At 43.9% G+C, this 20,824-nt stretch carries 19 protein-coding genes and 1 pseudogene; 6 read left to right on the top strand and 14 right to left on the bottom strand.

Features of this window, described 5'->3' with window-relative positions; translation table 11 throughout:
- Positions 1 to 2 precede the first annotated feature (2 nt).
- Genes VIA_RS15610 through VIA_RS15595 form a run of 4 tightly spaced genes read right to left on the bottom strand, consistent with a single transcriptional unit; the run spans position 3 to position 3,988 of the window.
- Positions 3 to 701 (bottom strand): P-loop NTPase family protein, encoded by a 699-nt coding sequence (locus VIA_RS15610; RefSeq protein ID WP_004414135.1) that lies wholly within the window; start codon positions 699 to 701, stop codon positions 3 to 5.
- Positions 701 to 2,794 (bottom strand): SLBB domain-containing protein, encoded by a 2,094-nt coding sequence (locus VIA_RS15605; RefSeq protein ID WP_004414133.1) that lies wholly within the window; start codon positions 2,792 to 2,794, stop codon positions 701 to 703. The genes VIA_RS15610 and VIA_RS15605 overlap by 1 nt, the downstream gene beginning before the upstream one ends.
- Positions 2,781 to 3,620: an OmpA family protein gene (locus VIA_RS15600; protein ID WP_004414131.1), complete on the bottom strand. Its 840-nt coding sequence runs from the start codon at positions 3,618 to 3,620 to the stop codon at positions 2,781 to 2,783. Before VIA_RS15600 ends, VIA_RS15605 begins: the two co-directional genes overlap by 14 nt.
- Before the next feature lie 47 nt (positions 3,621 to 3,667).
- Positions 3,668 to 3,988, bottom strand: coding sequence for an STAS domain-containing protein (locus VIA_RS15595; RefSeq protein WP_004414129.1), 321 nt, complete (start codon positions 3,986 to 3,988; stop codon positions 3,668 to 3,670).
- Between the two features lie 296 nt (positions 3,989 to 4,284).
- On the opposite strand from VIA_RS15595, the gene VIA_RS15590 reads away from it, so the two are divergent.
- Positions 4,285 to 5,136, top strand: coding sequence for a DNA ligase (locus VIA_RS15590; RefSeq protein WP_004414127.1), 852 nt, complete (start codon positions 4,285 to 4,287; stop codon positions 5,134 to 5,136).
- A gap of 40 nt (positions 5,137 to 5,176) precedes the next feature.
- On the opposite strand, the pseudogene VIA_RS15585 reads toward VIA_RS15590, so the two are convergent.
- A pseudogene (locus VIA_RS15585) lies at positions 5,177 to 6,550 on the bottom strand (MATE family efflux transporter); the annotation flags it as partial.
- A gap of 139 nt (positions 6,551 to 6,689) precedes the next feature.
- On the opposite strand from VIA_RS15585, the gene VIA_RS15580 reads away from it, so the two are divergent.
- Positions 6,690 to 7,304, top strand: a complete 615-nt coding sequence (locus tag VIA_RS15580) for a riboflavin synthase (protein WP_004414122.1) — start codon at positions 6,690 to 6,692, stop codon at positions 7,302 to 7,304.
- Between the two features lie 118 nt (positions 7,305 to 7,422).
- On the opposite strand, the gene VIA_RS15575 is transcribed toward VIA_RS15580, so the two are convergent.
- Together VIA_RS15575 and VIA_RS15570 are read right to left on the bottom strand one after the other, a co-directional pair.
- A complete protein-coding gene (locus tag VIA_RS15575) occupies positions 7,423 to 7,626 on the bottom strand; it encodes a CPXCG motif-containing cysteine-rich protein (protein ID WP_004414121.1) in 204 nt (67 codons plus the stop codon).
- Between the two features lie 237 nt (positions 7,627 to 7,863).
- The gene (locus VIA_RS15570) at positions 7,864 to 8,730 is read right to left on the bottom strand and encodes a fructosamine kinase family protein (protein WP_004414120.1); all 867 of its coding nucleotides are present in this window, start codon (positions 8,728 to 8,730) and stop codon (positions 7,864 to 7,866) included.
- Between the two features lie 339 nt (positions 8,731 to 9,069).
- On the opposite strand from VIA_RS15570, the gene VIA_RS15565 reads away from it, so the two are divergent.
- Positions 9,070 to 9,414: a DUF3802 family protein gene (locus tag VIA_RS15565; protein ID WP_004414118.1), complete on the top strand. Its 345-nt coding sequence runs from the start codon at positions 9,070 to 9,072 to the stop codon at positions 9,412 to 9,414.
- Between the two features lie 12 nt (positions 9,415 to 9,426).
- Here VIA_RS15565 and VIA_RS15560 read toward each other — a convergent pair whose 3' ends face one another.
- Positions 9,427 to 9,981: an NlpC/P60 family protein gene (locus VIA_RS15560; RefSeq protein WP_004414117.1), complete on the bottom strand. Its 555-nt coding sequence runs from the start codon at positions 9,979 to 9,981 to the stop codon at positions 9,427 to 9,429.
- A 43-nt stretch (positions 9,982 to 10,024) separates the two neighbouring features.
- On the opposite strand from VIA_RS15560, the gene VIA_RS15555 reads away from it, so the two are divergent.
- Positions 10,025 to 12,049: a methyl-accepting chemotaxis protein gene (locus tag VIA_RS15555; protein WP_004414115.1), complete on the top strand. Its 2,025-nt coding sequence runs from the start codon at positions 10,025 to 10,027 to the stop codon at positions 12,047 to 12,049.
- Here the strand turns inward: VIA_RS15555 and VIA_RS15550 are convergent.
- The gene (locus VIA_RS15550) at positions 12,046 to 12,837 is read right to left on the bottom strand and encodes a sterol desaturase family protein (protein ID WP_004414113.1); all 792 of its coding nucleotides are present in this window, start codon (positions 12,835 to 12,837) and stop codon (positions 12,046 to 12,048) included. The two genes, VIA_RS15555 and VIA_RS15550, sit on opposite strands and share 4 nt — an antisense overlap.
- Positions 12,838 to 12,908: 71 nt before the next feature.
- Here VIA_RS15550 and VIA_RS15545 point away from each other — a divergent pair, with 71 nt between their 5' ends.
- Both VIA_RS15545 and nagK read left to right on the top strand, forming a co-directional pair.
- Positions 12,909 to 13,649: a tRNA-uridine aminocarboxypropyltransferase gene (locus VIA_RS15545; RefSeq protein ID WP_004414112.1), complete on the top strand. Its 741-nt coding sequence runs from the start codon at positions 12,909 to 12,911 to the stop codon at positions 13,647 to 13,649.
- A gap of 141 nt (positions 13,650 to 13,790) precedes the next feature.
- Positions 13,791 to 14,699: an N-acetylglucosamine kinase gene (nagK, locus tag VIA_RS15540; RefSeq protein WP_004414111.1), complete on the top strand. Its 909-nt coding sequence runs from the start codon at positions 13,791 to 13,793 to the stop codon at positions 14,697 to 14,699.
- A gap of 59 nt (positions 14,700 to 14,758) precedes the next feature.
- Here the strand turns inward: nagK and VIA_RS15535 are convergent, their stop codons facing one another.
- The 5 genes from VIA_RS15535 to VIA_RS15515 all read right to left on the bottom strand — a co-directional run bounded on the left by VIA_RS15535 (position 14,759) and on the right by VIA_RS15515 (position 20,818).
- Positions 14,759 to 17,254 carry a bifunctional diguanylate cyclase/phosphodiesterase gene (locus VIA_RS15535; RefSeq protein ID WP_004414108.1) on the bottom strand — a complete coding sequence of 832 codons (2,496 nt, stop codon included), beginning with the start codon at positions 17,252 to 17,254 and terminating at the stop codon, positions 14,759 to 14,761.
- A gap of 186 nt (positions 17,255 to 17,440) precedes the next feature.
- Positions 17,441 to 17,707 carry a DUF2960 domain-containing protein gene (locus VIA_RS15530; protein WP_004414106.1) on the bottom strand — a complete coding sequence of 89 codons (267 nt, stop codon included), beginning with the start codon at positions 17,705 to 17,707 and terminating at the stop codon, positions 17,441 to 17,443.
- 57 nt (positions 17,708 to 17,764) lie between these two features.
- Entirely contained in the window at positions 17,765 to 19,540 is a 1,776-nt protein-coding gene (locus tag VIA_RS15525) for a bifunctional molybdopterin-guanine dinucleotide biosynthesis adaptor protein MobB/molybdopterin molybdotransferase MoeA (protein ID WP_004414104.1), read from the bottom strand.
- Entirely contained in the window at positions 19,540 to 20,124 is a 585-nt protein-coding gene (gene mobA, locus VIA_RS15520; RefSeq protein ID WP_004414103.1) for a molybdenum cofactor guanylyltransferase MobA, read from the bottom strand. The genes VIA_RS15525 and mobA overlap by 1 nt, the downstream gene beginning before the upstream one ends.
- Positions 20,102 to 20,818: an energy-coupling factor ABC transporter ATP-binding protein gene (locus VIA_RS15515; protein WP_004414101.1), complete on the bottom strand. Its 717-nt coding sequence runs from the start codon at positions 20,816 to 20,818 to the stop codon at positions 20,102 to 20,104. The genes mobA and VIA_RS15515 overlap by 23 nt, the downstream gene beginning before the upstream one ends.
- Positions 20,819 to 20,824: the final 6 nt, after the last annotated feature.

The raw sequence follows: 20,824 nt of genomic DNA, 5'->3' as shown, positions 1-20,824 counted from the left end.
ACCTATGCAGATTGAGCCAAAAATTCATTGTTGAGGACTTTTTGCGCTAAGTAATTGCGCCATCTTTGCGGCATTATTTTAATGCGGTCAATTTCTCTGACTATTTCTTGCGCGAGCGTTGGTTGGTCTTTCATATTGAGTACAGTGCCCAATATCTCGACGGAGTCGCTATCAAGTAATGACACTGCTTTTGTCAGTTGGCTGGTGGAGGTCTTGCCGCCCAACACAACAAGGGCAGTTTGGTCGCAAGCACTGGCGACCACTTGAGCTGGAATGTTACCGCGGTTGACATGAAGTAGTGGTGAGGTATCGAATACCACCCGATCAAAATGTATTAGCCACTTATCAACCGTTCTTGATAAGCAAGAAGGGTCTTTATATTCCAGTAACGCCGCTTGCGTGGTTGGGATAGTCAATCCAGTGAACAACTGATGCGTATCTGAGTGAGAAATGAGAGAACCGATTTGTTGCTCAGAAAGTGTTTGAGAAAAATCGACACCTTCAAAAGCTGGGTGGTAGGTATTCAAGTCAACAACCAGAGTTTTAAGGCCAGCGAACAAGTAACGCTCAGCCAGTGCTGTGACGATTGATGTGACGCCGTCACCTGATTGGCAAGCTGTCACACACAGCGAGCGACACCCGCGCATTTCTGCGGCTAGATAAATCTGTTCAATTTCAGAGTGAGTTGCAGGGATAATCATTACAGCGCTCCTATTAATACAATGGTGGTGGTAAGGCGAAGAATATCTTCTAAACCCACGCGTGCTTTTTCTAGGAAGCTTTCATTTCGATCCGGTACATAGATAGTGTCTCCAGCTCTTAACACCGGCAGCTTGTACATATTGGCTGTTTTACTGAAATCGATGAGGTCAAATATTCTTGCCTGTCCTTGGCAGCAAGACATGTTGACGATCGATATTTTTTCTAAGTAGGCACGCTCTGAAGGGCCCCCAGCTTCTGCAAGTAGGTCAAGAACAGTCATATTGTCATCAAACACGTATCGGCCTGGGTTGTTGACTGCACCAAGAACGCGGACCGTTGACTCTTTAGAACGATCGAGCCAGATTTTGTCTTTCTCTGGGATATAAATGGTGTCGCCCATAGTGACTAGTGGGAGTAAGCTTTCGTCACCAGTCTCAAAGTAAAGCGATAGGTTCAGCTTGCTGACTTTCGAGTAGCTTTTGTCACGATGAGTGATGCGAATGTTATGAATGTCGGCGTCTTTTGTCGGACCATCTGCCGCAGACAGAATGTCTAAGAAATGCATGTCTTTGGTAAATCGGTAACGTCCGGGGGCGTTGACTTGGCCAAACACATAGATCGACGCATCTGAACTTTGACGTACCCACTGCGATTTGTTGTCGGAAGGATCTTGCGGAAGATCATGGATACGAATAATAGAACCCGCGCTGATATTTGGCAGTTCGCTACTTTGAGCACCACTGAGAATAAATGCGTCCAAATCAAAAATGTGTAACTTGTTACCTTGGGTGACGACTTCAATCTTCGATGTGTCGGCTCTTAATGTCGGACCGCCAACATGAGCGAGAAGGTCCATAAGATCCATTTCATCTGACCATTCGACGCGACCAGGGCGAACGACTTCACCAATGACACTTACGGCGCGGTTAGGGGCGATCTTTAGCCAAGACTTTTCGTTCATATCGGTTTTCTCAGGAACGAAAATAGCATCCCCTGGGCCGATCGAAGGTGGATTACTACGAGTTAAACCTTCCGTGAATGCGGTTAAGTCAAATTTAACCACACGACCATTGGCTTTAATGACACGAATTTGGCGAGACTCTGCATAACGTGTTGGGCCGCCAGCGTTGGCTAAGATATCCATAAATGAAGCGTTGTTCTTACCCTCATAGGCACCGGGGTGCGCCACTTCGCCCATGATGTAAACGACATTTGCTCCGGCTTTAATCTCATCTTCTTGTTTTGGAACAAAGATAGTTGTGCCTGGGGTAAGGGTTGGAAGTAAAGAAATATCCCCGCTGTCTAAATAGGCTTTCAGGTTAAAAAGCTTAGGGGCGTTATTGGAGATAACGCGAATCTGCTCTACAGAGGCGTAACGGGTCACACCGCCGGCGCGCATAATCACATCCACAAGGTCGGTATTGTCTTTGAAACTAAACGAGCCGGGAGCGTTAACTTCACCAAATACCTTTATTGCCGTACGAGCGTCACCGCTATCACCTGCATTGGCAAGTTTATTGGCATCGAACTCTTGTTCAATATTACCAACCAACGGCGAAGCAGGGACGAAGATCGTATCGAGAGACTTAAGCGCTGGTAATAGCGTTTCGTTACCCGTATCCAGAAACGATTTGTAGTTAAAGGTGACTTTTTCCGCGCCACGTTTGATAAATAGATTATTAAGCTGAGCGCCGGCTCGAAGGCCTCCTGCAGCGTGAAGGGCCATCTGAATATCAGCACTTTTTGTAAGAGTGTATTCACCTGGTGAGTTCACATAACCTTGCACTGAGACAAGAATTTGCTGTTCAGCGATATACACGGTTGCAGAAGAAAGATCGCGATAGACTTTCTCTAAGGCTTCTTTAACCGCGACATCCAGTTGTTGCTCACTGTAACCAGCAACATACAGAGCGCCTACCTCAGGAAGTGTAATTCGGCCACGTTTATCAACTTGAAAGCCTTTATTGAGAGTTGACTCGCCAGGTAGATTTACTTGGATTAAATCACCAATTTGCACACGCTCTTCGTTAGCGTAAGCATAAGTTAGCGTAACGGATAGTAATGCCGCGACGATATAGTTAGTCCACTTCATGATAGCCTCCTTGCATGCGCATCGCTGTTTTCTCTTCGGTATCGATGACTTCAATACTGACTCGGCGGTTGGTTAAGCGAACACCATCGGAATCGCCTTCGTACAAAGGAAGAGTGTCACCAACCGACTTGGTTTGAATACGGCTTGGTGAAAGGCCAAATATAGTGAGGTAGCGCTTAACTTGTTGTGCTCTGCCCATTGCAAGTTCTTGGTTGTAGCTGACATCACCTACGGAATCGGCATGGCCTGTCACGGCTAAGTGAAACTGTGGGTGCTGTTTAAGAATGTTTGATGCTTCGGCTAAGTGGCCCATATATTTAGGGTTGATTTCAGTCGAGTTGAACGCAAACTGATTGTCGACGTTAAGCAAATTGTATAGCTCGTCGATAGTCGCTAGGCGTCGTTGGAATAAATGCTCATTGGTAGGTGGTAAACATTTTGATTGCGATGTGACGTAGTCTAGTTGGAGCTCTAATTCATTCAGTCTGTTGCGTTGAATAACGAGATCGTTGGCTGCATCCAACAGTAATCCGCCTTCAAGTTCACGCGCGATCCGGTTTTGCTTTTCTAGCGCTTGCACGACGGCTGCTGGAAAGCACCAACGTGCACCTTCACGAATTAAAGTGTCCAACTGAAGCTTCGCTAGTTGCCAGTCAAAGCGTAAACCATGCTCTGGCCCTAATGGCTCATCAGGCATTACCGGAGTGAAGGAGGACTGAATATAGTTCTCAGCAATGCCTCCTCTTCCTTCTTCCGGATAGCTACTACAACCAATAAGGCTCAAAGTGGTCGCAATTAGGGCTATGTAGTGTGTGTATGTGTTCATGCCAACGTCCTTTGTTAGTGCTTTAGTGGTCTAAAGCTTTATTGTTTTTAATGAGTGTGAGAGTTGACCGGTATCGCTTGGTCGATACGCAGCAGGTTGATGATTTCAAGAGGCTGCCCTGAGACATTTTCAATACGCATGTTGCGCTGACGTTCTACAAGACGTTTGTACAGGTAAACAATTGCGCCAACACCAGATGAATCAAGAAACTGAACTTGGCTAAAGTCGATTTCAATATCACGTTGTGTATTGTCTGCAATGATCTCATCGATATGAGGTTGAGCGAAACGGCTCCCGTCTGCGTCTAGGTTACCGTTGATGATTAAAGTAGTAATCGTGTCATTTGCTTCGATTTTACGTAGTTCCATTGTGCTATCTCCGTATTGGTTTGAAGTAGATAGAGCAGATAGCGTGCCAAATTTATTTGATATAAAAATCAAAGGTTTATTTTGTTGATCTGAGAAATTGTCAGAATGAGAAAACCATTTTCTCATTCTGACAATCAATCTTGATCAATGGAAAGCAAGCCAAAAGATGCTATGTAACTCTTAGATCTATCACTAGAGAGTAAGCAAGATATGTATCGGATGATGAAGGCTGTAGGATTGCTAATAGGCCAAAAAAGGGATGAGAATGAGTTATCGAAATCACTTAGGAAGAGCAAATGGAATTACGGCTTTCCGCTGTTGCAGTCGGACTTATGCTTTCCGCGATGGCAAACGCAACGACACATAATGACTCGACATCCTTCATGCCTGTCATGTTAGCGACCAGCTATCACAGCGACATTATTGTCGATGAATATTGGCAGAGTGAGAAGCTCGATGGCATTAGGGCGATATGGGATGGAAAACAGCTAAAGACACGGAATGGTCATCCTATTCATGCCCCGCATTGGTTTACTGAACCCTTGCCACATCATGCCTTGGAAGGGGAGTTGTGGGCGGGTAGAGGTAATTTCTCGCTAGTACAGCAAACCGTCCTCGACAAAACGCCAAGCGATAGCGCGTGGAAACGTATTGAGTACATGCTGTTTGATATCCCTTATTCTGCGGGAGACTATCAAAAGCGGTACTTTGGCTTGGTTCACTTAGTTAACTCGTTAAATGTTGATCACCTAAAATATGTAGAACATACGCCCATTGCCTCACAAGAAGAGTTAATTAGTTATTTAGACAGCGTCGACAGCTCGAAAGGTGAAGGGGTAATGCTACGTAAGATAACCAGTCGATATCAGGCAGGAAGAAGCAGTGATTTACTTAAATTGAAAAAGCACCAAGATGCGGAAGCGCTAGTGATTGGCTATAAGGTCGGAAATGGCAAATACAAGGGAATGATGGGTGCCTTGTTAGTTCAAATAGACAGTGGGCTTCAATTCTATATCGGCAGCGGATTTTCTGACGAGTTACGTAAAAACCCTCCCGCTATCGGGACTAAGGTGAATTATCGCTACAATGGCTATACGAGTAATGGTGTGCCTAAGTTTGCGCGCTATGTTCGTGAAAGAACTCAATAACCAGAAATAAAAAAGGGTCGAACGAGTCGACCCTTGTTGTTTATTTAGAAGCCAGAGCCAACTGGTCCTGATCACTGAGTTTATGCATCCAATGTAGACGCAGCCCCAACATAATTGCAGCTGACGATAGACCAATAATGAAACCAAGCCAGAAACCTTGGGCCCCCATTGGTTCAACGATCCAATCTGTCATCGCGAGAATATAGCCAATCGGCAGACCGAGTACCCAATAGGCAATAAATGTACGATTGAATATTGCGGCCATATCTTTGTAGCCACGTAGTGCACCAGCGGCAACGACTTGAATGGCATCCGTGATTTGATAGATGGCAGCGAATAAAAGAAGATGCAATGCCAACTCAATAACAGCGCGGTTATCAGTATACAGCAGTGCAACTTGCTCTCTGAATGCAATAGTCAGCAATGCCGTCATTGAAGCAAGAACGACAGAGACAATAACACCAACATGTGAAGCAATTCTTGCTCCCTCAACATTCTCTTCCCCAAGGCGGTGGCCTACGCGAATGCTGGTTGCAGCGCCAATACTCATTGGTAACATGAACACCAGTGAAGAGAAGTTAATCGCCACTTGGTGAGCGGCTACGACAAGCGACCCGAGTGGCGCTACAAGTAACGCAACCACCGCAAAAAGAGTCACTTCGAAGAACATAGCAGCTGCGACAGGAAAGCCAAGTTTTAGCAATCTAAGTAGTGCAGCCGTATCGGGTTTATGGAAGGTACTAAATACCTCAATTTTTGCCAAACGATTAGACGTCAGTACGTACAAAAGTAATAACGCAAACATTATCCAATAAACGATAGCGGTCGCAACACCACAACCAACGCCGCCGAGTGCAGGAGCGCCGAATTTTCCGTAGACGAATATCCAGTTAAGTGGGATGTTGATAAGTAAGCCGATAAATCCAATCACCATTGCTGGCTTGGTTAATGACATACCATCAGTCAAACTACGAAGCGCTTGGAATAACAAGAAAGCAGGAACTGCGTAAATCACCGCATGCATATAGCCAATAGTTTTATCAGCCATAAGCTGCTCAACGTCCATCAGCCCCAATATAAATTTCGTTTGTAGCAAAACCAAGGAAATTGGCACAGAAATCAGCAGAGCCATTGCAATGCCTTGTTGGATCTCAAAAGAGATCTTTTTTTGGCGGCCTGAGCCATTAAGCTGTGCGACGACCGGGACCAGTGCCATTAGCAAACCAACACCAAACAAAATAGAAGGTAGCCAGATACTAGCAGCGATCGAAACCGCGGCCATATCGGTTGCACTCACGCCACCTGCCATTACGGTATCGACAAAGCCCATGCCCGTCTGAGCAACAGATGCGATTAGCACTGGTGTCGCGAGTTTGACCAAGGTATTTGCTTCAGCTTTATAACGATGCAAAAGAGAACTCCAAACTAGGTAATCGAGAACAAGGCTAGGGGAAAGAGACGGAAAGCCTTACTCTCATCAAAGAGAAAATGATTGTGTGCGATGATAAAGAAATGTCACACTAAGCGCTAATAAAAACTAACGGAAACTGACAATGTTTACTGGAATTGTACAAGGAATGGCAGAAGTCATTGCCATCAAAAAGAAAGATAAATTTCAAACCCATACAGTCAAGTTAACTGGTGAAATGCGTCAAGGCTTAGCCATTGGTGCTTCCGTTGCTCATAATGGTTGTTGTTTAACCGTGACCCGTATAGAAGGTGATTTAATCGACTTCGACTTAATGCAAGCAACTCTAGCCTTGACTAACCTTGGTGCTCTTGCCGAAGGGGATTCGGTCAATATTGAGAGGGCGGCCAAATTTGGTGATGAAATTGGTGGTCATTCAATGTCTGGACACATTAGTTTAGTTGCTGAAGTCGTTGACGTGATTGACTCACCAAACAACCGTACAATCTGGTTTTCTATCGCTGAAGACAAAATTAAATACGTACTTGCGAAAGGCTACATTGGCTTGGACGGCTGTTCATTAACGATTGGTGAAGTCGAGCAAGACCGTTTCTCGGTTCATCTAATCCCTGAGACGTTAGATCGTACTCTCTTTGGCACGCGCCAAGTAGGCGATAAGATTAACGTTGAATTTGACCCGCAAACCCAAGCGATAGTGGATACAGTTGAGCGCGTTTTAGCAACTAAAAACTTAGGGTAATGATGAAACAAAAATAGGTAGCTGTCTATGAGGGCTACCTATTCGCTATGGCTTATTAACTAAGTAAATGAGAACGCGATAATAGTGCGTAATTGACGGACAATACTAAAGTCGCTAGTTAGAAAATCTGTTCGTCATCGGCATCAATGAGAAGGTCGATCTGATCCATTTGTTCATTGACGGTCATTGTTAAGTGAATGGCATTACAACACGCTGGGCAATCGTCGTAGAAATTTTGATTACCATTGGACGCATCTAACGTGATACTTATCGTGTGTCCGCAATGAGGGCAAGAAACCATTTTTTCTGTGTAATTACGCATAACTCTATTCCTTACATCTTTATTCCATCTCTAGAGAAACCAGCTTTGAGAAACTCCCTGTCGACATAGTAATAATATGCTGAGAAGTTAGTGTTAGACATGAATTAAGTACAAAAGTTGATAGAGCTATAGAAATCTAATTTTGGCCCTTATTAAGCTCACCAAAGAGCGCGGACCAGTTTGACAATTACATGATTCTAAACATCTAACTTATTGTAAGGTAATAAGTATTTACAATTAATATAAAAGTATCTGCTTTATCAGTTTCTGTGATTGATCAAGATAGTGACCACCGAACTGATTGTAATGATTAAGCAAGTGGTAGAGGTTATAGATCTCTTTGCGCTCGCTGTAACCTAACTCGAGCGGAGCAACACTTTCATAGCCTTGGTAGAAGTCAGCTTGAAACCCTTCAAACAGTTCTGTCATGGCGATATCACACTCACAATCGCCCCAATAACAGGCAGGATCATAGCAAATAGCACCAAATACAGAGTTCGCGACGTTGCCATGCCATAAGTCTCCGTGGAGCAGGGAGGGTTTTGGTTGATGGTTTGCTAAGCGGTTTTGGACGATTTGGGTAAACTCATTGATATCGACGAGGTCTATCCCTTTTTCACGTAGCAGTTGAAGCTGCCACCCGATACGTTGTTCGGCGAAGAAGCGCGCCCACTTTCGATCCCACTTATTAGGTTGTAACGTAGCGCCTATATAATTATCTTGATCAAGCCCATACTCTTTTTGTTCTCCCCATTGGTGAAGGCGAGCGAGCTGCTGACCAAAGGAAAAACTATTCTTACTGTCATCGAGCGGTTTGGTAGGTAGGTAGTTTAGTACGATGAATGAGTGATCTTTCGATGTCCCGGTGAGGACAAGTTCAGGGACAAACACGGTCCGAGTATCATGCAATAGACGGATGTTTTCTGCTTCAATTTCAAACTTAGGTAAGAAGTCGCGTCTATTTACCTTAACGAAATAACGCTGTTCACCGTCCGAGATCATATAGCAATCATTGATATCTCCCCCATGGACTTTCGTTTTTTCCTTAATTTCAAAAGAAAATAATAAAACCTCAGATAACTGTTTAGAGATGGCTTGCCACATAACATATCCTGCGTCCGGTTCGATATAACTACAGTGTAGAATATGCTGATAGTGAATTCTGATTCATAGTGCAAAAAATTCAATCATTTACCTAATTTGCACAGCGCATTAATGAAAGTGTGATTTATGTCAGGACATAACCTTGTATCGTTATTTATTGTTGCCTGACAGGTTTGTATTCTTACCATCCTCAATTCACTATTTAAACTGATGTTCGGTATATTGAATTGGGTGGAGGAATTATCAGCAACTGATTCGGCGTAAGTTGTGTATTCTTATTGATATGTCTTACTATTACTAGGATGGAACTCGCCGAGTTCGCAATTTTGGAGAGAGACAGTGGTTGTAGAAACCGATGGTTACTTAGCTCTTATCGAGCACTTAGCTTTTAATCTAGACGTATTTGCTTCTGATGATGGCGATACGGGCTCAGAAAGTGTAGAAGATGTTGTAACCGACATGGTCGCAAGTAATATCATGGCCATATTCGAACAAAACCCAGAACTCCATTCGAGTGTACGTTTCCAATTATTAAAAGAAGCGGACTCAGTTGTAGAAGATCTTGGAGAAGTGCTAGCGGGTGTTTGGACAAAGCCTGCGACTAATGAGCAAATAGGGTTTCTTGATGAATATATCGCCCTGTTGAAAAATTTATTTGATTCTGCCGTAGCTAAGTACGATTAACATCACGCTGACTTAGTTTGCTTGTGGTGAATAAGTGACGCGTCGAACATGCCAATATTTAGAAGCCCAGTAAGGGTTGTCTAATCTTGAAATGATCACACCTTTTGAGGTTGAGGCGTGCATAAATTGTTTATTCCCTAGATAAACACCCACATGACGGGTTTTGGGGGCCGTTTTGAAAAAGACGAGGTCCCCGATCTCTGCGTTTTCATACTCTATCTTCTGTCCTACTTCAACTTGTGCAAGCGTTGTTCGGGGAATCTTGAGCCCCAACGCATTTTCATATGCCGTTTGAACGAATGCGGAACAATCAACACCATTTAGAGTTGTGCCTCCTAGTCGATAGGGAGCGCCTTGCCACACCTTATAAACATCCAAAAATGAATTCTTTACGTTAGCTTGCTCAACTGTAATGGGCTTTGTTTCTACGGCTGCACTCTCGAAGTCTGGGCTGCTTGAACACCCCCCTAAAAGTAAAGACGTAAGGAGTAGTTTGCCGACTGGTACAAATCGGAGTCTGTTCTTAACACGCCATTCTGTGCAATTAAATCGTAACAAACTAGTCATAGTATCCCTTGTATCAAATCTTCGTATTAGGACTTTCTTCGACATGGGAGCGTTGAAAAAAGGTAAGCTGTCGTTAGTGCAAACGATAAGCGCGGTGTTCATAGCCATTACAATAATGGTCATTTTGCTTGCTGTCACCAGTATTAAAGGCATTGACAGGATTGAACGAGAGTTTTCTCGTTTGTCAGACCAAGCATTACCACTCGCGATGAAAAATGCATACTTGACGCAAACGATACTTGAGCAAGCAAAGCAGCTTAGCTATAGCACTCAAGCAAATACGTCTCAGCAACTTGATCGCTTAATACCCAAGATTGAGCGTTTGCAGGAGAAAAATATCCAGTCATCGAATCAAGTGCTGCAATTATCATCACAATTCGGTGAAGCGATTTCGTCCACTGAGTTGCAACTACTTTCTGAGCAAGTGGCTTCATTAAACCAATTAACGCGCTCAGTGATCAATACTCAGCGAGATATTTTATTACTTAAGCAGGATATAGACTCAGAACTAGAGGCTTTCCGATATGGGCTCGGGTCTTCAGGGCCAGAAATGAGTCGTATCAGTACTTTTTTAGTCGGTGACAACCCAGAGTCAGCGGATGCGGCGAATCGATTCATCGCCAATGTTAGTGCGATGGAAAGTGGTTTTACTCAGTTGTTGATGGAAGACGATCCTGAACAAGCGCTAAGAGAGTACAAACAACTTAAAAACAGACTCGCAGGCGTAGAGCTCGCGTATGATGATTTTAAGCAGTGGCACCCTGAGGTGACTGAGTTCAGTAGCTTAACCGCCGCATATGAGATGGTAAATTCGGGATTTGAACCAAATGCCATTGTTGAGCGGATTCTACAAAAGCTAAACATCGTGCAGAAGCAGAGAGAGCAGGTTGATCAAGTGGTGCTCGTCGCGGATACGACAATTGAACGACTTAACGCGATATCTGCCAGTGCTCAAGTTCTGATGGATAAGGGGAAAGGCGTTGTTACGACAACGATAGAGCGTATCACAAAGACGCTAATCGTGAGTGGAGGTATGATGGTATTGTTGGTACTGGTCGTTGGCGTTACTTTGCGCGTTTGGATCAATCGTAGCCTGACTAATATCCTAGCGAGTGTCACAAGCATGACAGAGCATGACCTTACCACCACCGCGAAATTGATTGGGCCTCGTGAGTTACGGGATGTCTCGCAAAAACTAAACAGCTTAGCGACATCCACTCAAGATTCGATATCCCGAGTTACCAGTAACTGTGAAACGCTATATCAAGCAGCGGAGGTGAGTCACTGCGCTGCTTCTGAATCGAATAACAGTCTTTCATTACAGAATGAATCTTTAGCTACTATGGGGCACGCGGTCAATCAATTGGATACTTCCATTCGTCAAATCGCTCAAGTTACGAATGAGTCATACCAAGACTCCCAATATGCATCTCAACATTCTGAGAAGGGTGTTAAGGCCATTGAAAAAAACCAGATAAGGCTTAAAGCTTTGGCGGAATCTCTTAATGCTAACGAAGCATCAATGTTACAACTCGATAAGCGCGTCAATCAAATTAGTGAGATGGTCGATTTGATATCTGGTATTGCGGAAAATACTAATTTGCTTGCACTTAACGCTGCGATTGAGGCGGCGAGGGCGGGAGAGCAGGGAAGAGGATTCGCAGTGGTCGCGGATGAAGTAAGAAAGCTTGCCAGTGACACGTCCGCCCAAACAACGAACATTCGAGCGAGGATGGACCAACTGGTCGTCGCTGCTCAAGCCTCGAAACAGGCTGTTGAAGAATCGCGTTTAGAAATGACCAATGCGTTAACATCAAGTGAGATGGTTAAAGAGACTTTCGCCCACATTGAATCGTCAGTCGGGCACATTCGCTCTCGAGTGGAGCAGGTTTCGATCGCAACTCAAGAGCAGCAGAAAGCAACCTCCAATGTAACTGAAGCGATTGGTCTGGTCACTAAACAAGGCAAGCAAACCCAACAACAGCTAGAGTCGATGGTTGAAAGTTCTCAGCAGGTAGCCAGTATTGCTGAACAGCAGCAAGCAATGCTCCATAAATACGTGATCTAGTCGTTTCGAAATGGCTGAGTAAGCATTTTATCAATTCGCTGCTCCTGACGATGTTGGAACAGCGGTATACCAATCACTACGTTATCGTGCCCGGCGACTGGCTGAGCACGATAAGTATTAAACCATCTATCCCACACTGATAAACAGAAACCAAAATTAGAATGGGTTTCCTTAGTGACCACTGAATGATGAACTCGGTGCATATCGGGGGTGACGATCCATTTTCTTAATATTCGGTCGAGCTTTAACGGTAGGTAGGCGTTGCTGTGATTGAACATAGCACTCGCATTTAGCACGACTTCAAAGATGATCACGGCAAGTGGTGGGACACCTAACACGAGGATCAAACCAATTTTAATCCACATTGATAGTAAGATTTCGATGGGATGAAAACGGCTCCCAGTGGTGACATCAATATCCTGATCGGCATGATGCATACGATGTAAGCGCCATAAGAAAGGGACCCGATGAAAAACAATGTGCTGGATGTAAATAGCGAGATCCATCAATACGACCGTTGTAAGTACGATTATGGTGTAGGGAATAACATCGATCAGATAGAAGAGTCCTAACTGATGCTGTTGCGCATAAACTGCGGATTCGTAAGCGAGAATCGGCATCAGTAAGGTTAAACAGACAGAATTAAAAACAACTAACCCTAGGTTATTCAGCCATCGATAAAGTTTGCTTTGCGTAAGTGTTTTTCTCGGAACCGCCCATTCCCATATGGCGCACAAGCAGAGTACGCCAATAAAAATACTTAAACGAATCAATTCTGGGTCCTGCATTCTCACTAATCCTTGCAACTGTAAAATGGGAGGGTAAACTTGCTCCCCCTGTTCATTATCTACGATACGCCATGAGAATCCACGCCTTTCATCACCTGTATCAGCAGCGATTAGCTCGTTCAACTAAACCATTCAATGCGCGAGGCAGCAAAGTCGTTCGCTGCCAATACTGCCAAGTCTCGTTAAAAGATTGCCTCTGTCAGCATCAGCCAGATATTGACAGTGATATCGCTGTGATGCTGCTAATGTCAGAAAATGAAGTGTTTAAACCGAGTAATACTGGTCGGTTGATTCTAGACACGGTCAAAGAAGGTTACGCATACCAGTGGAGTCGTACAGAGCCTGAACAAGAGATGCTAAAACTGCTCGAAAACCCTGACTACCAACCCATCGTTGTCTTTCCCGAAGAGTATGTAGAACAGAAGAGTCGGCTGCTATTTAGCGAGCGACAACCACTAGAGGCGAGCAAGAAACCGCTACTTATTTTTCTTGATGGTAGTTGGCGTGAAGCAAGGCGAATTTTCAAAAAGTCACCTTACCTTGACTCATTACCAGTGCTTTCCATCAGCCCAACCGAAGTTTCAAAGTATATGATGAGGCGATCTGATAATGAACAGCACCTTGCAACTGCAGAAGTGGCGATTCTTGTGTTCAAAGAACTGGGTCACCAGAATGTCTCTGACATACTATCAAGTTGGTTTAATGTATTTAGAGAGTCATACATGAACAGCAAGACTCGAAACAAGCCCGATGATTCCCGTCCTGCCTTGAAACAATTCTTAGCCCAATTCGGAAACGAGAAATCACTCTAATATTTAGGTTTTGGTTGGATAGAGATTGGGCAGTTGATTCTATCTCCCAGCTAAACTGGTTCTAAGTCACAGTTTGTAGGCGTAGCTATATGGATAATGACGAAATTAGTTATTTTATGAATATTGTCTGGGAGAGATAACATGTACTACGGCTTTGACGTTGGTGGCACTAAGATTGAGTTTGGTGCGTTTAACGATAAGTTGGAAAGAGTCGCCACTGAGCGCACTCCAACACCAACCGAAGACTATGAGCAATTAGTGGAAACCATCGCTGGCTTGGTCAACAAGTATGATCAAGAGTTCGACTGCGAGGGTAAAATTGGCTTAGGTCTGCCAGGAATGGAAGATGCTGATGATGGTACTGTTTTAACGGTTAATGTTCCGGCCGCAAAAGGTAAGCCACTGCGCGCTGACCTTGAAGCGAAGATTGGTCGCAGCGTCAAAGTTGAAAATGATGCTAACTGTTTTGCCTTATCCGAAGCTTGGGATGATGAGTTGAAAGATGAGCCTTCTGTAATGGGGCTTATTCTTGGTACGGGCTTTGGTGGTGGTTTGATCTATGACGGCGCTGTTTTTTCAGGGCGTAACCACGTCGCAGGAGAGCTTGGCCATATGCGTTTGCCTCTGGATGCCTGGTTCCATCTAGGTGAGAACGCGCCTCTATTAGGTTGTGGTTGTGGCAAGAAAGGTTGTCTCGATAGCTACTTATCAGGACGTGGCTTTGAACTCATCTACTCCCACTATTTTGGTGAAGAGAAGAAAGCGATTGAGATTATCACTGCGTATGAAGCTGGTGAATCGCAAGCGGTAGAGCATGTTGAGCGCTTTATGGAACTGTTGGCGATTTGCTTTGCTAACATCTTTACTGCTAATGACCCACATGTGGTTGCACTTGGCGGTGGCTTATCTAACTTCGAACTTATTTACGAAGAAATGCCAAAGCGTGTACCTAAGTACCTATTATCTGTAGCTAAATGTCCGAAGATCATCAAAGCTAAACACGGTGATTCAGGTGGTGTCCGCGGCGCAGCATTCTTGAATATCAAGTAACTTACATAAAAAAGAGCCTGGATTAACAGGCTCTTTTTTTATGCTTGATAAAGCGAAGGTTAGCTACTGTGTTCGCTGTATTTTTCTAAAAGTGTCATTGCTTTATCGAAAGGGACTGGTTTACTAATGTAATAACCTTGGATATATCGGCAACCCATTGATTGGAGCAATTCAAGTTGTTGCTTAGTCTCAACCCCTTCAGCAATTACCTCTAATCCAAGCTGGCTTGCCAACATGTTAACCGACTCCACAAGCACTGCGTTGTTTTTGTCGCTCTCAATATCCCGAATAAATGATCGATCAATTTTCAACAAGTCGACAGTATTCTTCATTAAATTGGAAAATGAAGCGAAACCAGTACCAAAGTCATCAAGCGCTAATTTAAGTCCACGCTTTCTTAAGCAATCCAATAAATCCTGCACTTGAGGTTTATCTTCAAGCGGTATCGATTCAGTGATTTCAATAATAACGTCTCGGGTAGATAGCCCAGACTCTTCGAGTTGTGAAAGGATAGAGCAGTTATCTATCTCCTCATTCAGCAGTTCTTCAATTGAGCGATTAACGGATATTACAATCTCGTCAAACCCTAGCGCTTTCATGGAGAGAATATCTTTACACACTTTTTTAAGGATCAAGTTACCCAGTTGAGAGATGTAACCCAGTTCCTCTGCAATTGGAATAAACTCAAATGGCGAAATACTTTGGTTTCCTTCGACCCAGCGAGCGAGAGCCTCAAACTTAACAATAGTTCGGGTTTGTAAGTCATAAATCGGCTGATATTCAACATGTAAGCGTTCTTCATCTAATGCTTGTTTAAGCATGGCGCCTAGTTGATGCTTACGTTCGGCGCGTTGCTCTAAATAGTCAGAATACCGAATTGTCCCAGGTGTGAGTTGGGACTTCGCCTCTTCAAGTGCGTAGTACGCCTTAGTTAAAGGGTGCGTTTCGCTGGTGGATTCAATTGGTAAAGAATAGCCCATGTTGACCGCTAGGTTCATGGTTGTACCATCGATAGAAAATGCCTCTTCAACCGTTGCTCTAATCGTCGAAACGAGCTGTTCCACACCGGAAACGTTTGCTAAATTCCACGCGAGCGCAAACTGGTCAGCGCCATAGCGACAGATATTCAGTTTTTCTGCGCTGTAATTGGCATACAGAATTTGCCCGACATAGCTAAGCACCTTGTTGCCAAACTCTTCACCATATAGGTTATTAATTTCAGAGAAACGACTAATATCAACTAAAAGCACGGCAAACTCAGGGTTGTCTTCTAACATCTGAATAAACTTAGTACGTGTCATCAAGCCAGTGAAGTCTTGCTTGTTCCGATATTTTAATAGCTCGTTTTCAATCGACTTTTTATAACTGAGGTCATCAAAAATCGCGATGTAGTTTTGAATATCGCCTTTACGTCCTCTTACAACATGAATGGAGAGTTGCTCTGGGTAAATCGCACCAGATTTGGTCTTATTCCAAACTTCTCCAGACCAACAATCACTGAGTTCTATTGATTGCCACATGGTTTTATAGAACTTACGGTCATGTATATCAGAACTGAAGGTAGAGGGGGGCAGGCCATACATCTCATCGAGGCGATATCCAGTAATATCTTCAGCTTTGGAGTTCATATTTAAGATAAGATTATTAGCATCGGTCAGAATAACACCGCTACTAGACAGCTCGATGACGCGCTGAGCGATAAGATGATCATTTACGAGTTCGGATAGGTCAGAAATATTACGAACGTTGCCTTCAATGCGAGTTAGTGCCCCGTTTGGCCCGAAGTGCTTGCTGTAGGTGATTTCTAAATCAATGTGACACTTAGATTCTTCACTATGGATAATCGTTGTGACAACTTGTTCGTGCGCGCACTCTGACGTTAACAACTGTTTGTATTGTTCGTGTGACTTAAACACATACTGATTGAAGAACTCATAAAATGATAATTTCACGTCTGTGTTCAGGTCAAACATCACCCCTAAATTATTTGAGTATTTGAACTTATCTTTCTCCACATCCCAACGCCATGAACAAGATTGAGTGATTTGTTCGGAGCGTTGTAACTGCCTAAGCAGGGTATTCTTCTGACGAGTTAATCGATGCTGAAGGATAGATTTACCAACCAAAAAGCCAATAGTTAAAAGCCAATCATTATCGATAGGTTCACTAGTTAGGCGATCGTCAAACAACAATGCTAATACGCCAACGATTGCGCCATCGCTAGATTGAAGTGGTATTCCAACATAGCTTTCTGCATTTAGGTGCTGCAATGCAATGTCTTCAGGGAAGCGCTGTTGAATCTGGGAGGGGTATGCACAAATGCGTTTATCGTTAAGTACCTGTTCGCATGGGCTTCCGACCAAGCTATAGGAAATACTATCAGCCGATACACCATTTATTAAGTAATGGAGCGTATTAGCGACGTTAGTATACAGGTCGTATTCGGCGATGAAACAATGATTGGGTTGGTAACGTGAGTAGATGTCTTGAAGGCAGCGGGCGTAAAGCTCGTCTTCGTTTTGAGCAAAAATAACTTCCTTGATGAGTGATTCCATCGAAAGCCAGTGTCCTATTGTTAGTTATTGTAGTTGAGATATGAATCTTTATTAATAGGATATCAGTTTGCCGTATTGTTTAAGTTGATCGTAGTAACAATAATGAGATGAGAAATGTAAGCAGTAGTTACAGTTGAGTAACATTTGTACAAAAAGGCTAGTGTGTTGTCACTAGCCTAAATTTTGTTATTTGTTTTTCTTACCTACACCTAGGTTTTCTTTTTGAGCAAGGGTGATTTTGCCGAAACCTAGTTTCTGAAAGTGGTTATCACGATAGTTGCGAACAGATTTTGTGTCCGATATCGCTTCAATTTGTTGCTCCATCTTTAGATATCCTGAAATATCAATACCTTCCGCTTCAGCCACCGCTTCGTGAATATTGCGATGTTGTTGGTATGAAAACGTAAGCGTTTTATCTTCGTTTTTGTAGGTATAAAGAATTGTACGAGCCATAAGTGATTCCAAGTAAGTAAAACAAAAGGCCAGAAAACTGGCCTTATACTTTGATGGTTAGATTCTGCCTTGAAGTGGGATGATTGTCACGCTTTCTCCGACTTTTACAGTGTCGATGGCTGGAGAGATTTCAATCAAGCAGTTAGCTTCACTCATTGAACGCAAAATGCCCGAACCTTGTTTTCCTGTAGTTCTTACGGTTAGCTGACCACGTGAGTCGAGTTCGTATACTCCACGACTAAATTCAGTACGTCCTTGGCGAGAGCGTAGGTCCTCTGTCGCAACAGCATTCACTTTAAGTGGTTGCCAATTAACTTCGCCTTGCATTTTACGTAACGCTGGCTCAACGAAGTTGATAAATGACACCATCACAGCGACAGGGTTACCCGGCAGACCAAAGAAAGGTTTATTATTAATTTGGCCAAAAGCGAGTGGGCGACCTGGTCGCATATTGATACGCCAAAAGTCGATTTGCCCAAGCTTGTCTAATGCCAGTTTAATATAGTCCGCATCACCGACAGAAACGCCGCCGGAAGTCATCACTACATCAGCATTTTGAGAGGCTTCTTCGAGCGCTTGAATCATTAGCTCTTCGTTATCTTCGATAATGCCGTAATCGAGAATCTCACAGCCAAGCGCTTGTAACATACCCATGATGGTAAAGCGGTTTGAATCGTAGATAGAGTTTTCTTTTTGTTCGGTGCCCGGCGCTTGAACTTCATCGCCTGTTGAAAATACTGCGACTTTCAACTTTCGGAAAACCGTGCACTCACCAAAACCCAGCGATGCTAACATACCCATTTCAGGTGAAGCGAGGCGCTGACCTTGGTTAAAGACCGGCGCACCGAGCGCTAAGTCTTCTCCAGCTTGTCGGACATTTTGTCCCACTTTGATATCGGCTTCAAACGTGACCTTGTCACTATGTTGTGACGATTGTTCACGCATCACAACCGTATCTGCGCCAGCAGGGGTAGGAGCACCGGTCATGATTTTAACCGCTTGCCCAGAGAGTAGCGGCGCATTATAGGCGTAACCCGCCATCACTTCGCCAACGACTTGATACTCAGTAAGACCGATATCTTCGCCGCGGATAGCATATCCATCCATAGCAGAGTTGGTGTACTGGGGCACGTTAACTGGTGAGATAACATCATCCGAGAGCACTCGACCTGACGCTTCGACCATCGTACATGCTTCTGTTCCTTCGACACGGTGTACCATCGAAAGGATCTTTTCTTGACCTTGTGTTACCGACAGAAATGCAGGAGATAAGGTATCGCAGCAAGCGCCTTCAGATTTAGCCTCAATAGGGTTTGCATGTTGAGCGACGTAATCAACAACGAAGGCACTAATAGCATCGAGATCATTAATGTTCATTTGTGGTAGTGCTGAATCTGTTACCTCAGTATCAGCGGCAATAGCAATGATGTTGTCATCGCTAGGGTAGAGCCAAGGTTTACCCACGATTTCCCGGTGCAACTCAATTTTCGGAAAGGCAATGTTCTTGCAGCCTTCAACAAGAATGACGTCAAGCTTGTCTGTATCAAACCTTGTTAAAAGGTATTCAAATTCCGATTCCGCCTCTGGTGTTTCTGTCATCAATGCATGGCGGTTGCGTGATGAAATCAGCATTTGTGACGCGCCAGCTTTCCTTAAGCGGTAGCTATCTTTACCTTCTTTATCCACATCAAAATTGTGGTGGGCATGCTTGAGCATACCAATGCGCAAGCCTGCTTGAGTAAGCTTTGGCAGTAACGCTTCTAAAAGGGTTGTTTTCCCAGTACCTGAATACGCGGCAAAACCTAAAATTGGGATAGGTAATTGAAAATTCATTAATTAATCGTACCAAATTGCGCCAATTCTTCTGGCGTATTTAAGTTTACAAAGCATTGAGGTGAATCGCTAAAATCGACGTATTTAGTCTTACATTCGTTGTAGAGTAAGATGATCTTACGGTCACCTCGTTCTAGGAATGCAGTCAATCTACCCAGCACGGATTTATGGTAAAGGGTGAAAACAGGCTGTTGGTGATCACCATCATGAGCGACCAAAATCTCTGTCTCATCAGTGGCTTGACGACAAAAACGTTCAACGATGTCGTTGCTGATAAGCGGGCTATCGCAAGGGACAAAACCAACCCAGTCGGTTTTTGCGTTGATTAGCCCGGCATGAATGCCACCCATTGGGCCAGGAAACTGTTCGAACTGATCGCGAAACACTTGGCCATACTGTTGGTAGGTCTCAAGGTTTCGATTGGCGTTAATCAGGATTTGGGATGTTTGAGATGAGAGGCGCTCAATAACATGCTCGATTAATGGTTTATCGTTAAGTTGAACGAGGCCTTTATCTTGACCTCCCATTCGGCTTGCTTGTCCACCAGCTAAGATTACCCAGCTAGTTTGTTTTGGATGAAGCATACGTTTTATCTAACTCTTTATCTGAAATGACTTGTAGCAGTGGAGACTCTATCAAAGTTGTCTCTTTTATCCACCATTGTTTGCGGCATAAATCGGTCAATGCATTCTGTTGATGGCTAGTAATAACAAGACTAGAACCACGATCTATGAGGTCTTGGGCCATAATCACTAGGCGTTCAATCGACTCTTGATCGAGTGAAGCGCTAGGTTCATCCATCAGTAAAATCGAAGGCTTAAGAATCCAGGCACGGGCCATTGCTACTCTTTGTTTCTCGCCACCCGACAATACAGAAATATGTTCGTCCGCTAATGTTTCCAAGCCTACCATGCGAAGCGCCGTGATAACTTGAGCTCGCTTATCTTTTGCCTCTTCTTTTTGATAGCGAATACCATAAACGACATTCTCGTAAACCGTGCCGTCGAACAAATAAGGTGATTGATGTAGATAGATAACGTTTTTTCGACCTGTGCGCGGAAAGAGACGATGTAGCCAAGTATCGTTTGGCGCAATGACAGTACCCGTAGTGGGTTTGATCAATCCAGATAAAATCTTGAGTAGGGTCGTTTTTCCGACGCCATTATCACCTTTTAGATAGATAGCATCATTTGGCCCGATAGAAAGCGTCGGTATATGGAATAGCACGCGTTCTTTGAAACGCATAGAGAGTTGCTGTGCCGTTATTTTTATTGTCATACAGGG

The sequence above is a fragment of the Vibrio orientalis CIP 102891 = ATCC 33934 genome, assembly GCF_000176235.1.
Lineage (GTDB): Bacteria > Pseudomonadota > Gammaproteobacteria > Enterobacterales > Vibrionaceae > Vibrio > Vibrio orientalis.
Note: the sequence above shows the minus strand (reverse complement) of the source record. Positions and strands in the feature narration are given on the sequence as shown.

Bases quoted from the DNA above. Each gene is read 5' to 3' on its own strand.
- nagK (WP_004414111.1), top strand. From the start codon at position 13,791: ATGTACTACGGCTTTGACGTTGGTGGCACTAAGATTGAGTTTGGTGCG.
- VIA_RS15570 (WP_004414120.1), bottom strand. From the start codon at position 8,730: ATGTGGCAAGCCATCTCTAAACAGTTATCTGAGGTTTTATTATTTTCT.
- VIA_RS15600 (WP_004414131.1), bottom strand. From the start codon at position 3,620: ATGAACACATACACACACTACATAGCCCTAATTGCGACCACTTTGAGC.
- VIA_RS15530 (WP_004414106.1), bottom strand. From the start codon at position 17,707: ATGGCTCGTACAATTCTTTATACCTACAAAAACGAAGATAAAACGCTT.
- VIA_RS15525 (WP_004414104.1), bottom strand. From the start codon at position 19,540: ATGAATTTTCAATTACCTATCCCAATTTTAGGTTTTGCCGCGTATTCA.
- VIA_RS15580 (WP_004414122.1), top strand. From the start codon at position 6,690: ATGTTTACTGGAATTGTACAAGGAATGGCAGAAGTCATTGCCATCAAA.
- VIA_RS15590 (WP_004414127.1), top strand. From the start codon at position 4,285: ATGGAATTACGGCTTTCCGCTGTTGCAGTCGGACTTATGCTTTCCGCG.
- VIA_RS15595 (WP_004414129.1), bottom strand. From the start codon at position 3,988: ATGGAACTACGTAAAATCGAAGCAAATGACACGATTACTACTTTAATC.
- VIA_RS15610 (WP_004414135.1), bottom strand. From the start codon at position 701: ATGATTATCCCTGCAACTCACTCTGAAATTGAACAGATTTATCTAGCC.
- VIA_RS15575 (WP_004414121.1), bottom strand. From the start codon at position 7,626: ATGCGTAATTACACAGAAAAAATGGTTTCTTGCCCTCATTGCGGACAC.
- VIA_RS15535 (WP_004414108.1), bottom strand. From the start codon at position 17,254: ATGGAATCACTCATCAAGGAAGTTATTTTTGCTCAAAACGAAGACGAG.
- VIA_RS15545 (WP_004414112.1), top strand. From the start codon at position 12,909: ATGAGAATCCACGCCTTTCATCACCTGTATCAGCAGCGATTAGCTCGT.
- VIA_RS15515 (WP_004414101.1), bottom strand. From the start codon at position 20,818: ATGACAATAAAAATAACGGCACAGCAACTCTCTATGCGTTTCAAAGAA.
- VIA_RS15555 (WP_004414115.1), top strand. From the start codon at position 10,025: ATGGGAGCGTTGAAAAAAGGTAAGCTGTCGTTAGTGCAAACGATAAGC.
- VIA_RS15550 (WP_004414113.1), bottom strand. From the start codon at position 12,837: ATGCAGGACCCAGAATTGATTCGTTTAAGTATTTTTATTGGCGTACTC.
- VIA_RS15560 (WP_004414117.1), bottom strand. From the start codon at position 9,981: ATGACTAGTTTGTTACGATTTAATTGCACAGAATGGCGTGTTAAGAAC.
- mobA (WP_004414103.1), bottom strand. From the start codon at position 20,124: ATGCTTCATCCAAAACAAACTAGCTGGGTAATCTTAGCTGGTGGACAA.
- VIA_RS15605 (WP_004414133.1), bottom strand. From the start codon at position 2,794: ATGAAGTGGACTAACTATATCGTCGCGGCATTACTATCCGTTACGCTA.